This window comes from Weissella fangxianensis, from assembly GCF_024718545.1.
In the GTDB taxonomy this organism is placed as follows: domain Bacteria; phylum Bacillota; class Bacilli; order Lactobacillales; family Lactobacillaceae; genus Weissella; species Weissella fangxianensis.
Window position 1 is genome coordinate 1 of sequence record NZ_JAMXDB010000045.1, and the last position, 12,876, is coordinate 12,876.

Annotated in this window: 15 protein-coding genes and 1 pseudogene; 10 read left to right on the top strand and 6 right to left on the bottom strand. The window is 33.1% G+C overall.

Annotated features, from left to right (window positions below; all coding sequences use genetic code 11):
- The first annotated feature begins 91 nt into the window (after positions 1-91).
- The 3 genes from NGR58_RS09010 (at position 92) to NGR58_RS09020 (ending at position 3,747) form a co-directional block, all read left to right on the top strand.
- A complete protein-coding gene (locus NGR58_RS09010) occupies positions 92-895 on the top strand; it encodes a TGBp1 family protein (protein ID WP_258089188.1) in 804 nt (267 codons plus the stop codon).
- 484 nt (positions 896-1,379) lie between these two features.
- On the top strand, positions 1,380-2,957 hold the full coding sequence (locus NGR58_RS09015; RefSeq protein WP_258089189.1) for an AAA family ATPase: 1,578 nt from the start codon (positions 1,380-1,382) through the stop codon (positions 2,955-2,957).
- Positions 2,950-3,747 (top strand): HNH endonuclease, encoded by a 798-nt coding sequence (locus NGR58_RS09020; protein WP_258089190.1) that lies wholly within the window; start codon positions 2,950-2,952, stop codon positions 3,745-3,747. The genes NGR58_RS09015 and NGR58_RS09020 overlap by 8 nt, the downstream gene beginning before the upstream one ends.
- 1,543 nt (positions 3,748-5,290) lie before the next feature.
- Here the strand turns inward: NGR58_RS09020 and NGR58_RS09025 are convergent.
- Positions 5,291-6,190 carry a helix-turn-helix domain-containing protein gene (locus NGR58_RS09025; protein WP_258089191.1) on the bottom strand — a complete coding sequence of 300 codons (900 nt, stop codon included), beginning with the start codon at positions 6,188-6,190 and terminating at the stop codon, positions 5,291-5,293.
- 155 nt (positions 6,191-6,345) lie between these two features.
- Here NGR58_RS09025 and NGR58_RS09030 point away from each other — a divergent pair, with 155 nt between their 5' ends.
- From NGR58_RS09030 to NGR58_RS09040, 3 genes are all read left to right on the top strand, one after another.
- On the top strand, positions 6,346-6,909 hold the full coding sequence (locus NGR58_RS09030) for an MFS transporter (RefSeq protein ID WP_258089200.1): 564 nt from the start codon (positions 6,346-6,348) through the stop codon (positions 6,907-6,909).
- Between the two features lie 56 nt (positions 6,910-6,965).
- The gene (locus tag NGR58_RS09035) at positions 6,966-7,499 is read left to right on the top strand and encodes an MFS transporter (protein ID WP_345791608.1); all 534 of its coding nucleotides are present in this window, start codon (positions 6,966-6,968) and stop codon (positions 7,497-7,499) included.
- Between the two features lie 120 nt (positions 7,500-7,619).
- On the top strand, positions 7,620-7,943 hold the full coding sequence (locus NGR58_RS09040; RefSeq protein ID WP_258089192.1) for a transposase: 324 nt from the start codon (positions 7,620-7,622) through the stop codon (positions 7,941-7,943).
- Between the two features lie 363 nt (positions 7,944-8,306).
- Here the strand turns inward: NGR58_RS09040 and NGR58_RS09045 are convergent, their stop codons facing one another.
- From NGR58_RS09045 to NGR58_RS09065, 5 genes are all read right to left on the bottom strand, one after another.
- Positions 8,307-8,531 carry a hypothetical protein gene (locus NGR58_RS09045; protein WP_258089193.1) on the bottom strand — a complete coding sequence of 75 codons (225 nt, stop codon included), beginning with the start codon at positions 8,529-8,531 and terminating at the stop codon, positions 8,307-8,309.
- 229 nt (positions 8,532-8,760) lie between these two features.
- Positions 8,761-9,039: a hypothetical protein gene (locus tag NGR58_RS09050; protein ID WP_115470475.1), complete on the bottom strand. Its 279-nt coding sequence runs from the start codon at positions 9,037-9,039 to the stop codon at positions 8,761-8,763.
- Between the two features lie 550 nt (positions 9,040-9,589).
- A complete protein-coding gene (locus NGR58_RS09055; protein ID WP_258089194.1) occupies positions 9,590-9,775 on the bottom strand; it encodes a hypothetical protein in 186 nt (61 codons plus the stop codon).
- A 64-nt stretch (positions 9,776-9,839) separates the two neighbouring features.
- A complete protein-coding gene (locus NGR58_RS09060; protein ID WP_258089195.1) occupies positions 9,840-10,208 on the bottom strand; it encodes a hypothetical protein in 369 nt (122 codons plus the stop codon).
- Positions 10,209-10,217: 9 nt separating this feature from the next.
- Entirely contained in the window at positions 10,218-10,442 is a 225-nt protein-coding gene (locus NGR58_RS09065; protein ID WP_258089196.1) for a hypothetical protein, read from the bottom strand.
- 452 nt (positions 10,443-10,894) lie between these two features.
- Between NGR58_RS09065 and NGR58_RS09070 the strand changes: the two genes are divergently transcribed.
- From NGR58_RS09070 to NGR58_RS10300, 4 genes and pseudogenes are all read left to right on the top strand, one after another.
- Positions 10,895-11,212: a hypothetical protein gene (locus NGR58_RS09070; RefSeq protein ID WP_258089197.1), complete on the top strand. Its 318-nt coding sequence runs from the start codon at positions 10,895-10,897 to the stop codon at positions 11,210-11,212.
- A gap of 191 nt (positions 11,213-11,403) precedes the next feature.
- Positions 11,404-11,655 (top strand): hypothetical protein, encoded by a 252-nt coding sequence (locus NGR58_RS09075; RefSeq protein WP_258089198.1) that lies wholly within the window; start codon positions 11,404-11,406, stop codon positions 11,653-11,655.
- Positions 11,656-11,832, top strand: a complete 177-nt coding sequence (locus tag NGR58_RS09080) for a hypothetical protein (RefSeq protein WP_258089199.1) — start codon at positions 11,656-11,658, stop codon at positions 11,830-11,832.
- Between the two features lie 248 nt (positions 11,833-12,080).
- Positions 12,081-12,876 (top strand): annotated as a pseudogene (locus NGR58_RS10300) (toprim domain-containing protein); the annotation flags it as partial.

Consider the following 12,876-nt stretch of genomic DNA (forward strand, 5'->3'; position numbering starts at 1 on the left):
TCCGTATTTTATAAGGCGGAATACCTTGTAGATACATTGTGACAGCTTCAATTTGTACTTCTTTTGAAAACATAGTAAAACCCCGTAAGTTTTGGAAATTACTCCAACTTACGGGGTTCAGTTCACCTATTGGTGCGATAAGCAAGGAAGAATTTATGGGAACAGATTATCTTCACTAATTATTGAAGGTAAGTTTGCATCTCAATTTCAAGAAAGTTTACAAAGATTAGGGAAATTTTGTGATTTAATTGTTGTGGATGAATTCCAAGACTTCACTTCTGCTGATGCTAAATTTTTGAAACGTCTTATGACTGAATTTGAAAAAGAAGTTATTTTTGTAGGAGATCTGTTTCAGGCCTGTGTTGCGACAACAGCACCAAGACAGTCTCCGTACAAAGATGTTAGAATTTTAGATGAAGAAGCATTTGTTAGAAAAAGACTAAATCTTCCTAAAACAAAAGTAAAAGTTGATTTGGATAGTTTTGTAAAAAGTCATCGAATAAGTACGAAGGTTGCTAACTTTGTATCTACCAATTTAGGTATAAAAATTTCATCTGATGGTCAACATACGGGTCAAGTACAATATTTAGATGTAGAAAATATTGATAGTTTGTTGGAACAAACTTCAAAAATATTGGTATATAAATCTGTTGAAAAAATTCCACTTAAGTTTAGAGACAAAGCATTGACCTGGAAATTATCTAAGGGGTTAACATTTGATGATACAACAGTAATTTTAACCAAAAGTGCATTAGATATTCTTACGAATGATAAAAAGTTAAAAGAGGCCTCTAATGCTCAAATTAACTCTCTGTACGTAGCATTAACTAGATCCTTATCTAATGTGTTCTTAATTACTCCAAATGTTTGGGACAATTATAAAAAGAAAATCTAAATAGAAAACAATAATTATGTGTAATTCTAGATTGTCTTAAGACTTATAATATTCTTTGCCATCTCAAATTTGGTTTGAATTCTCTTTTTCCATGTCTATAGGAAGAACAAAAGCCAGTTTTACAAACATTATTTATGATGATTATTGTCTCATTATGAAACTTCGTAGTATGTATCTTTTTGATAAATTACACTCTATATTGGATTATGATGAAACAATTTTTGTTCGTTTTGCTAGTCCACTTAAAGTGTAACTTTACTATTAGTAAAGCCTGTATGATTGCTAAAATATGACAGTTATAAAAAAAGTATAGAGATATATTAAACTTATACTTATTGATAACTATTAATTTTTGAGGTATATTCAAAATAATAAGAAGAATCTAATTCACTAAATGTTGACTAAATTATGTCAACATTTTATTCAAATAGCAAAAGTTATTGGTTAGTTCATTAGTACTACAATCTAGTTAGATAGGTGTGATATGTATATAGTTTTTTCAAATGGTTTAGAAAAATTAGACAAAGATGGCATATTGTTTCGGAGAGATAACTGGGATGATTTTGGATTTAAGACATTATTTCGTGTATATATTAATACAAATCAAGAACCTTCTCATTATATAGGTTCCGTGTCAATTGGAACAGATAATCCAGAGATTTATAATACATTTAATTGGTTAGAAAAGAATAGTTATACTGATAGGCATATATCTTCATTTCCAAAAGAGCTTTTTTCGATAGGAACGGACATTGATTATTATGAAGGACTGAGACAAAAGGCAACAAATTTGGATGAACTGCATTCATTATTGAAGATGTTTAATGATGTTGCATATGATGAGGAGAGACTGCAAAAAGTAAAAGAAACAAAAGTGTTTGGCACCTCCTTTTTAAGACACTCACCGAGAAATTCTATTCAGCAATTTAAGCGTTATATAAATGGTGGTGCTAAGTTTATTAACTTTAATTGGCATATCCAGTATGAATCGATCAAAAATAATGATGAAAAATCAATATATATTGAAAATGAGTTAAAGTCTTTTTTGCCAACCAATTTAAATGCTTTTATTGGTGCAAATGGTTCAGGAAAAACTTCACTGTTGAAAGATATAGCCATTGCAAGTAATAGTTTTGGAGAATTTATTCCGTCAAGCTTTATGAAAGACTATCGAATGAGAATAGCTGATGTACAGGGAGATTTGACTGACAATGTTAACATAATTCATGGAATCACGAATTTGGTTTATGTATCATTCAGTTCGTTTGATATTTTTAGTGAAAATTTTTCAAAAGTATTTTTCTCAAATCCAAATTTTCAATTTTTAAGCAATCGAGAATTTTCTTTTTTAAGCTTAAATGAAATTAATTCAGACCAAAAATTAAATCGTTTGATAAACACTGTAGTAAGTCCAGATGAAATTTCTCATAAAATTGAAAATCTATTCAAGGAAATTAGAGAAACGAATTCAAGTAAAAAAATGCTTGAAAAGATTTTAAAATATTTTAAGTGGGATAGTTTATTTGAGAAATTATCAGTTGCTCTTGAACAGAATTTGCAGATGACTGATTCAAAAACAAATATTGAGTTTTCGATGATGAGTTCAGGCCAAAAAATGATACTAGCAATTTTATTTTCTTTAGTTCATAAGGCACGTGAAAATTCTTTGTTTTTAATTGATGAGCCAGAATTGTATTTACATCCACCTTATATTTTGTCATTAGTATTGGCAATAAACGAAATTCTTAAATCGACTAATTCAGCGGGTATAATGACTACACATTCTGCAATTGTCTTACAAGAAATCCCTAAAGAACATGTTTTTAAAATTATTGATTTGGGTAATGATAAAAAAATTATTCATCCCAGATTAGAGTCTTTTGGATCCAACTTATCTGAAATTAATGATGAAGTATTTGGAGTGAATATTAGGGATACTGGTTTTTATTCTATTCTAAAAAATTTGGCAACAAAGGAAGAAATTAGTCAAGAAGATATAGATAGTCTTGGTTCTGATGCGAAACTATATATGAATATTATAAGGAATAATAATAATGTTTGATAAATTAGAATTCCCCAAATTATCCCTATCAGAAGTTACTGTATTGATTGAAAATAGCACAAGAAGAAAATATCAATATGTCAGGAAATTTTTAGAGGAAGACACCCAAAGTGAGTATTTGCAATATGAAAAAAATTATCCAACCTCATATTCAGATGCTAAGAACATAACAAGATTAACGAGTATTAATGGCTTATCAAAAGCAGATGCTATAAAAATTTATGAAAATCGGTTTACTCAGTCCGGAGCTAGAGATTATTTTAACGCTCAGTTAAGTGGTATTTGTACTATTTGTGGTGCACAAATAGCGGGTCAGCTAGACCATGTTTTACCAAAAAGTCAATTTCCTCAATATGTTGTTACACCTTTAAACTTGGTTCCTATTTGTGCATCGTGTAATAGTAAGAAAGGTGATGTAATTGGATTTAATCCTTATTATCAGGATGAAAGTAATTTAAGTGGGCTATCTTTTTCATTCAATTTTAAAGATCCAACAAATTTTATTTTTTTAAATATTGATCATAATTCCGATTTGGAAGAATTTATGGAAATATATGATATCAGAAATTTAATTTCTATTTATGCAGCTGACAAAATTAAGGCCATATTAAGAATAGTAAATCTAACGAACATAACCTCAATAGAAAAATTCAAAGATTTGTTAGAAAACGGAAGAAGTGACATCTCAACTAATCCAAAGTGGGCTAAAGTTCTTTTTACTGATTTACTATCAGCTGACGGTAAACCTGAAGAACTTTTTAATAATCGATTACTTTTTAATAATGCATAATTAGTATACTCTATGTTTAAAATATAACTATTTTTATGTTTTTAAAAATTAGATGGGCTCTAAAAATAATAATTTGATTATTGGTATTTAATTATAGATTAATATTATTGTGATTAATTTGTTTACATAATTTTGATATAGAGTTACATGAAAACTTGCCCCAAATAATGATTACATTCATTGTATTTTTGTTAGTTTGACGGAGATACAACTTTTGTTATCCTAAAATAAATTTACAGGTTAGTTGTGGGGGCCGGCTTCTGACTAGAGGAAAGATGATACTAATGAATGCCAAATTCATGGATAACAGATTCTAACGAAAGAAGGGTTTGCTAACAATTTCTTTAACAATATTGTTTGGACTTCTTGTTGGCATTGTTGATAATCACAAGAAGTAAGACAAATTAAAAACCGCCTTTAACTTTGACGAGTCAGGCGGTTTAATTTTATATTAACTCAGCCACCGTTGAAGTGGTCCAGGCACCGTGTTACTAGCACGGTGCTTTTTCTATACAAACAACTATACCAGGCTATCTTGCTAAAAAACTGTTGCAATTTTGTGTAATGGTACAGATTGTGAAATTTTTAAGGAACCCTAGTTTGTGAAAGATGAAGATCAGCACCAAACTAGTTTGTGAATTTGACCAAATGCACAAACTAATTTTGAGTCGATTTTAATATTTCACAAAGCAGTAATCCTTGAAAATTTCACAAAGTATACCAATCAGTTTACATTCACCATTTTGAGTCATTTATGATCAACATTTTTGGTAACTTTTTTGACTAGAATTGGGGTGACCCATTGTATTATTTAAGTAGTGTATCTTAAAAATCAATTTATATTCTTATTGATTAGTTAACAGGAACCTTTTAAAAGCACTGAACATAGCCACGATGATCAGGGTGGCTTAGAATAAAGTTTTGTACCATGTATGAAACGCAGAATAGTATGCAAAAAGGTATATTAGTTAATGCTGTGTCGCCGGGCATGATAAGGACTAAAATGACCTATGTTACGGGACAAAACTTTATTATAGATGGTGGCTTATACATGATACGAAATTTAGGCTTCGATTGGATGAAAGATTAACTGTATTGACTAATTTAGAAATATATATTGAATTATATTGTGGCTATTTTAGTTAACATTGTTCAAATATCTATCGACAGTTAGTAATTAATAAACCGGGTTTAGAACTTTACTAAGTTGGTGATTAATAAATTACGTTTATGTTGCTTAATGTGACTACTCTAGACTGTGCCTCGTGGATTCATCGCACGAGGCTTTTTGGCTTCTAACAAACTATGGTCCCATTCATTAATAACATAAATAACATCGAAAAAAGTTTGTTTATATTTAAAACTCACTTAATTTACTCAATATTGAATTTTTTCACAATCGAATAACCAAACATTAAAAGGACTTGAGCGTTATTTTAAATTATCAAAAACAGTATTAACTAGCTTGATCCAAATAGTCGATGGAATGGGGTTGCGTATACTATTGATATTACACTAAACAGCAACGACATGCTGATGGTTACTATACAGAATGGTTTCTACGGTAACTCTGACTATATGGCAAATGATAATTATATATTGATTGAAATACTTTATAATCAGGTGATTCTAATTTTTTAAGCATTTGTAAAAAATCATGGCACTCGAAAATAATTCTTTCTTGATTGTTTCCAAAATAGAGTTCACAAAGAAGCTTTGCGAACTCTCCTGTCAACTTAGCGCTAAAATTTCTCATACTCCTATAGTCGGATTTTTTAATAGCTCTTTCTAAATCGACAGAATTATAATTGAAATTAGTAAGTTGAATTTGTACATAATTAAGAACAATACTTGCCATACTTTGTTCTGCCTTAGCCTTTAAATCAATAAAATTTTGATAATTGACATAGGTATCAAATGCCTTGTTCATACATAATTTTAAGCCAAGGGAATCTTTACGAAATATAAAAATCCCATCAACAAACGACCTTAGTTCAAAGAACGACCAATTAACGTCATTTTTCAGATGCTCTTGCAATGGATAAGCCGGACCAACACTCATGGTTAGTGGATTATGCCCATGCACATAGATCTTGATATATGCAGTCGCTGCGACAACTTGTCCATCTAAAGAAAGACTGTCTTTATACTGAGCATGTATTTCTGCTAATTTATCATAGTTTTGATTTTCTGCAGCTATATCTATTTCATTTAATACAGTATTAAACTTATATTTTTCATTGTTTTCATGTATAAATTGAAATTCGTTTAAGGACATACCTAGTCGTTTTAGAATAGCAAATAATTTTTCTGCCTCAATACTGTTAACACCTTTTTCAAACTTTGATACAAAGTTTCTGGAGATAATACCAGCATAGACTTCTTTTTGAGTTAATTTCTTCTGTTTACGAATTAATTTAATGGTTCGTCCAATTTTTTTCAAAAGACGTATCCCCCTTGATAATCAAGCTATCTGTCTCATCTATGTACACTATACTACACAAAAGAAAAATAAGCTTAGTATTATATCTGTTAAAGTAAGAGTGTCGAAAGGGGGTGGCTAATCTGAATAAGATAATGAGAGTCACAATTGTGACAATGTTGTTTAATCTAGCTGTTACTACGCTGAATTTTATTTTTGGTCTATATTTTCTAGAATTAACCGGTTCTGCATTTATTTTTGGAACCTTAATCATTATTGGCCCCGTTGTTAGTTTAATGTTCACGCCAATTATGACAAGAATTGTTGATTATTATAACCACAGAAAAATATTGATATTGTCCCAACTAATATCTTGTGGGTCTCTACTTATATACTGGGCAATTGGAAGTTGGATTGATATTAGTAAAATTACTGTTGCTTATGTATTAATGATTATCATTCGTATCAGTGAGGAATTATTTATTGTCACCTTTAAAGCCTCTGTACCCCAGATAACGGATCAGGAACATTTCCAAAAAATAAATGCAGCTATGCAATCTGCAACATCTATAGCTAACATGGCTGGGCCAATTATCGGAGGTGTTGCGTACGGAGTATTTTCATTACGATTATTTATATTATTAATATCTGTAACTATTATTATTTCAACACTGTTCACAATATCAATTCAATTTAAACCTGAAAAAATGCGTCTAATAAAGAGAAGGGCTCATTTTTAAATATCTTGAAATATGTAAAATCTCACTCAATTATTTTGTCACTGGTAATTATAGCCATGTTTGTAAATTTTTTTGCATCCGCAATAACTATTGGTCTGCCAATTGTTGTTCTAAGGCAGCTAGGATTGCCAAAATTAGTGTATAGTCTTCTAGATAGTTTAACAAGTATAGCAATGGTGTTTGGTGGAGTCATTTTGACATTGCGGAAAAATAAGAGCGAGTTGAAAACCGTTTATCAAGCAATGTTTAGTTTTACAGTTATTATTTTGTTGTTTGGGCTTCCTGAACTAATACCAAATAAGTTCACAACTGTTATTTTATTAGGTATTTTGATAATCGGTTTTGGTCTAGTTGTAGTTTTTGCAAACACTGCGATGACGACCTATTTACAAGAAAAAGTTCCTCTAAGTAAGCAAGGTGGTGTCTATTCGATTATTAATGCGATATCTCAATTATTTGTTCCGTTAGGAGCACTTGGATATGGAGTATTATTTGATCATTTTGAAAGTTACGAAGTGTTTATTACTTCGGGAATATTTGCATTAATTATTATTGCTAGCTTATTAATGAAGGAACGACGGTTATTTTAACAAGAAGGTGAATTATGAAACCATATCTAATGAAAAGGTCGACTGGATATAAATCAATTAGTCAAAAAGAGAACGTTGATTTCAAATATTTAATGAAAACAGGCGGTCACCTCACGGACAATGATGGTCTATCAAGCTGAATCAAAGGATGAAAATAATCAAATTATTCCTGAAGCATTTATACCAAAACAAAATATACGAAGAATAAGTATCAACCCCGCATGGGAATACCAAAAAGCCAAAATACGTGACAGCCTCAACAACCAAACAAATACTGAAATTTACGCACGTCGTAAGATTGAAGTAGAGCCTGTTTTTGGTCAAATGAAGGCTCATTTTGGTGTGACCAGATTCATGGTTCGTGGGTTGGAAAAGGTTAAAAGAGAGATGGAAATCGTTATGATGGCCATGAATATGGCAAAGCTATCCGAAAGGATAGGCTAAGACCCATCACTTTTATTAAAAAATAGAGCAAGCAAGAAAAATTCCACGAATTTTTCTTGCTTGCTCTTCAATTTGACCGAAATTGTTTTGTCTCGGCCTCTATACTTCCTAAATTATCTGTATCACAATTTATTGAAGTAGGAATTTCAATCTGTTTAGCACGCTTAAAGTATTCATCCTCTTCCAATAATTGAATAAGTTGTCTACCAAATTTAAGTACTCTTCAGATTAGTCTTTAATATTAGTAGTTAACATAGTTTCTTTGACTAAGTTAGCAACTTCATCGGCATCTAAATTTCTAAAAATACGATGTGTAATCAATTTAATAGCCTCTCAAAGAAAAGCTTATTAGTTGTTATATTCTTATACAGATTTTTGTGCTTGAAAATTTTGCCACCGATTACGGATATAACTACAAATATATCCAATACAGAAGGCAATGGCACAGATTAAGGCGACACCAATCTTTTTGATTAACCACCAGATCAATTCCAAAGGAACCAGTACACACCAAACAGCTATTCGATATATTAAACCAATTAATAATCCGGCTATATAACTACCAATTACAATAATAAAACTAACCATATATGTTGCCTCCTTTCATGGGGAGTTCTAAAGATATATGTATCCTAACTGTATGTCGTAGTTAGGATTCCTGGCAATTTGTAGTAGTTCATTAGTAGTTTATCGCATCAATCTATGATGCAAGGAGGATGCCAAGGCGATCTTTATGGCGGCCACTTTCCATATTTTTAAGCTATTTTCACTATATCATTTTTTGTGAATAAGCTGTTGAAATGACCCACGGGTAAATCTATTGATTCGTTACCTGCCAATTAGCAAGTTGTTTATTAATTAGTTTTTGTAATTGAGATAAAAAGTTGACGTTTGACATATGTTTTTGAAAAGTTAAAGCAAGGATACCAGCTAAATATTGCGTAAAGTAATTTGCAGTAGCTAAATCGCTCACGAATAAACGAAAAGTTGTCTGACCAAAAGCTGGTGTAAAAATACCAAAACTTATTTGATTGGTTGTGTGTTGTACAACCAGTTGATATGTATTTTCGGGTGTTATGATGTTTGTTTGAATCATGTGCTGTTACCTCCTAAATTTTTTCTGTTGGTCAATTGCTTAATTAACTAACGTTTATTTCATTTTGACAGGAGGACAATTAAACAGGCAGGCCAAATAACAAGGGCGGCAACGCCGTGTTATTTACCCTTGTTATTTGGTCTAGTGCTGCTTAGGACGTAGTCCTTAGCAGTCACTGGCTGTTTTTATCGTTTGGATGGCAAAAGGAAATGTTAGTAAATTGAGCAGGGTTGAACAACGTGAAACCATTTGTTCCCCTTGTTTTAGGGGACAGGGGTAGTATTGGAACCCCGCTTGGCGGGGACTGGGGCATGCAGAGAAGGGCGCAGTGCGCCCCTGGTTCTTAGATTGTCATCCAGTCGCTAAATGGTGTCTCAATCTCAAATTGAGCATACTGTAAGTCGTTGCTATCCAGGACGATTTTTTCGTCTAGGTAAGCTTGCCGGGCTTGTTAATCAATATCTTTTTCGTCGTCGACTGTTAGCGTGACCGTCTGTGTTAGCGTTTCTTCATAAGTTACTATTATATCTTTTTTCATGAATTACCTTAATTACCCTTCAAAATCGTTTTTAACATGGAAGTGAACAGATTGCATATCGACGGGAGTTAGAACGACTTCGCCGTTGTCATACATTGTCATGGCTTTTTCGTCTAGGTCGTCAATGTTCATTTCAGGGGTCAGTTCAAGTTCAACTTCTTTTTTGCGATACTCTTCAAATACTACACGACATTTCATGGTCAATTCTCCTTAGTTGTTAAAGTGGTAGGTTGTGCCGTTTAATAACACGTCATTAAAGGTTTCATATGTTTGAGCGTTTAACATGTGCGCCTTTTTGGTTTTGTTCAAAGTCGTCTGATACTAGCGCTAGGGCTTGGTATTGTTGTGCTGACATGATACTTGGCTTAATGCCCATATCAAGTAGTACAAGCGCTTGGTAGAACAATCGGGGACTTTCTTTTTGCAAGCCGTTCAACATGTTATAAATGGTTTCAACCAGTTTTACGCTGACGTTGGCGGAAACTATTTCTTCATAACCAGCTGATAGGGCTTTTTTGTAATGCTCCTTGGGGACTTGGGTTTCTTCATAACCATAAGTAATATCTGACATGGCTTGTGCCATTTTGGTTAAAGGCAACTTGGTAAAATCATCATAATAAGTTTTTGTCATTTTTAGCTCCTATCCTAATTTAAAATCTTGAAATTCGTCATTAGCTAATCTGATAGTAATTTGTTCATCTCTAGCTTGTGCAACGATTAAATGAAAAATTAAATCATCAACTTCTTCGGCTGATAAATCAACGTCAGAATAACTTTCGTCATATTCAGGAAAAGGGACTGGCGTTGGACGGTCTTCACGCCATGAAAAAATAGACAATGAAAGGTCGGTTGTGTTTTTTGACATACTAAAACTCCTTGCTTAGGCCAGGTAACCTATGAAAATTTTTCTGCCAGCGACCACCTGTTGTCGCTGGGTTTGTCGTTGTGACGGGAAATTTTTTGCAGGTACCAGGGCAAAGTACAAGGGCGGCGTAGCCGTGCTATTTACCCTTGTACTTTGTCCTAGTTATCTTAGTCGCTTGGCGACTTAGGACTAACTGGTGCCTGCTATAAATGATAGGCACATAAGGCAGACCCAGTGTCATCAGGTGGTTGGCAGGCGTAAGCCTGCTTAGACCCCCGCTGGCGGGGACTGGGGTACATAGTAAAGACTTGAACATATCTTATTATTTCGATAGCATACAGATTATTAATGAATTATTAAGTTGAATTTTTAATGACCGAAAGGAAAAAACTATCTTATTCAAAAACGATCAAATATATAGTAATCTGTCACCAAAAGGGAAATTAGCTTATTTGAAAGAGATTCAAAAAGGCCATCAAGTTGATCCGGATGAATTTAATAATATTGAGCAAGTGTATGTTGAACCAGAGGAAACCTATGATTTAGGAAAAACAATGATTCAGCTAACTAATGATCAAAAAAATGAGGAAAAAGTATTAGCATATATTGATAAGCAACATAATCCGAAGTCAATTCCAGAAGTTGTGCAGGACTTTCGTCGAGTATTGGACACAAATATAACAGATGATGAGGGTAGGTGGATTTTATCATGTGTTATCGCTTATTCAGAAGAGTATTATCAAAAGGTCATACAGTTAATTGCTAGTTAATATGAACGAAATAGCTCCACAAGTATTGGAAAAATAGCCAATACTTGTGGAGCTTTATTTTGTTTATTTTTGTATTAAATCATTGCTTTTAGTGGTTATAAAAGGGGTGGGGCGTTTTTACATCGTCCCTTTAAATTCAGTTACGATAACCATAGTTAATAAAAACAAAAAAGTAATGGGGGAATTGACGCATGGTATCAAAGAAATTAGCAGCACGTTTAGCAAAGAAACAGGACGAATTAAAAAATGTCCAAGAAAAGGTGACAACACTTAAAGGTGAAGTAGCCGACCTTAAGAAACAGGTGGAGTTAGAGTTGGTGCAAAAGCTACAACAGCACTTGCAAACAGAAGATTTAGCCTATGTTGAAAAGTTTATCGAGCAAGTTTCACCAATCGAATCACAAACTGACAATGAGGGTGGTGATTTGAGGGTGGTGATTTGAATGACGATTAACCGTGAGTCAATGAAATCTTTACCTATCCAAGGATACTTAGATTATAAAGGCATTGATTATACCACTGAACATAATCGTTTACGGTTGGTAGATCATGATAGTTGCATCATTAACACTGATAAAAACGTCTTTTTTGGAATTCTAAGCAGTTATCCGGTGATTTAGGGGACTTTATTAGTGCTTATGAAGATGTCACACCAAAGGAGGCTTGGGTACGCTGGTCTGACTATAAAAATCATTATGATAATCAGGACAAACAAGCACAAGAGAAGTATAAGCAAAAAAATGCAACAAATAATTATCAATTTAATTGGAAAAGATGGCGTACCTCGCAATCAACTAACAATACTGAAAATTATTTAGTGAATGAACGGGGCTTTGATAAAACCTTTGTGCAGCGTTTGACAGCATCGGATTTTATTAAACAGGGGAAACCTCGCCAAGACCGGCAGACAAAAGAATGGCAAAAGCCGGCCGTCCTATTTCCTTGGCATGATGAAAAAGGTGAAGTTGTTGGATTAGATCAGCAAGGAACTGAAATTGATTATGAAAAATATGGTAAGCGTGGGACGCAAAAGAAAGTTGCCGCTGGCTCAGATTCTAATTACGGTTATAACTTCCATACAGGAAATGGTGCTGACCAACTATTAGTATTTGAATCACCAATTGATGCTTTATCGTACGCACAACAACACTTTCCAGAATTGGCGCATGAAAATGCGACATTTTTATCATTATCAGGAACCGACCATCAAAAGGTATTATCGCAGTTAGATCGTATGAATCAATTGAACGGTCATTTGCCTAACAAGTTGGTGTTAGCGACTGATAATGATTTAGCCGGGTTTAAAGCAGCTGATCAATTTAGTGTTTTGCAATTTGAAGGCATGGAAAATATCCGCCAAGTACCAACCAAAGGAAAAGATTGGAATGACCAACTAAAAGCAAATGATCCCATTCTGAAAGTAGTCACACAATTTAAAAGCCATTTTGGCATTTATGTGAAATCAATCACATGCGATAATGGTAAAGAATTTATTAATGGACTGGTCTCCAAGTACATTCTGCAACACCTAGGTGACTTATACATCGCCAATAGTTATGCGCCTTATGAACGTGGTACCAACGAACGCACTAATCGTAATCTCCGTGCCAAGTGGTACTTTCCCAAAGGCACACGTTTTAGTGATATTAGTCAACAGCGTGTAG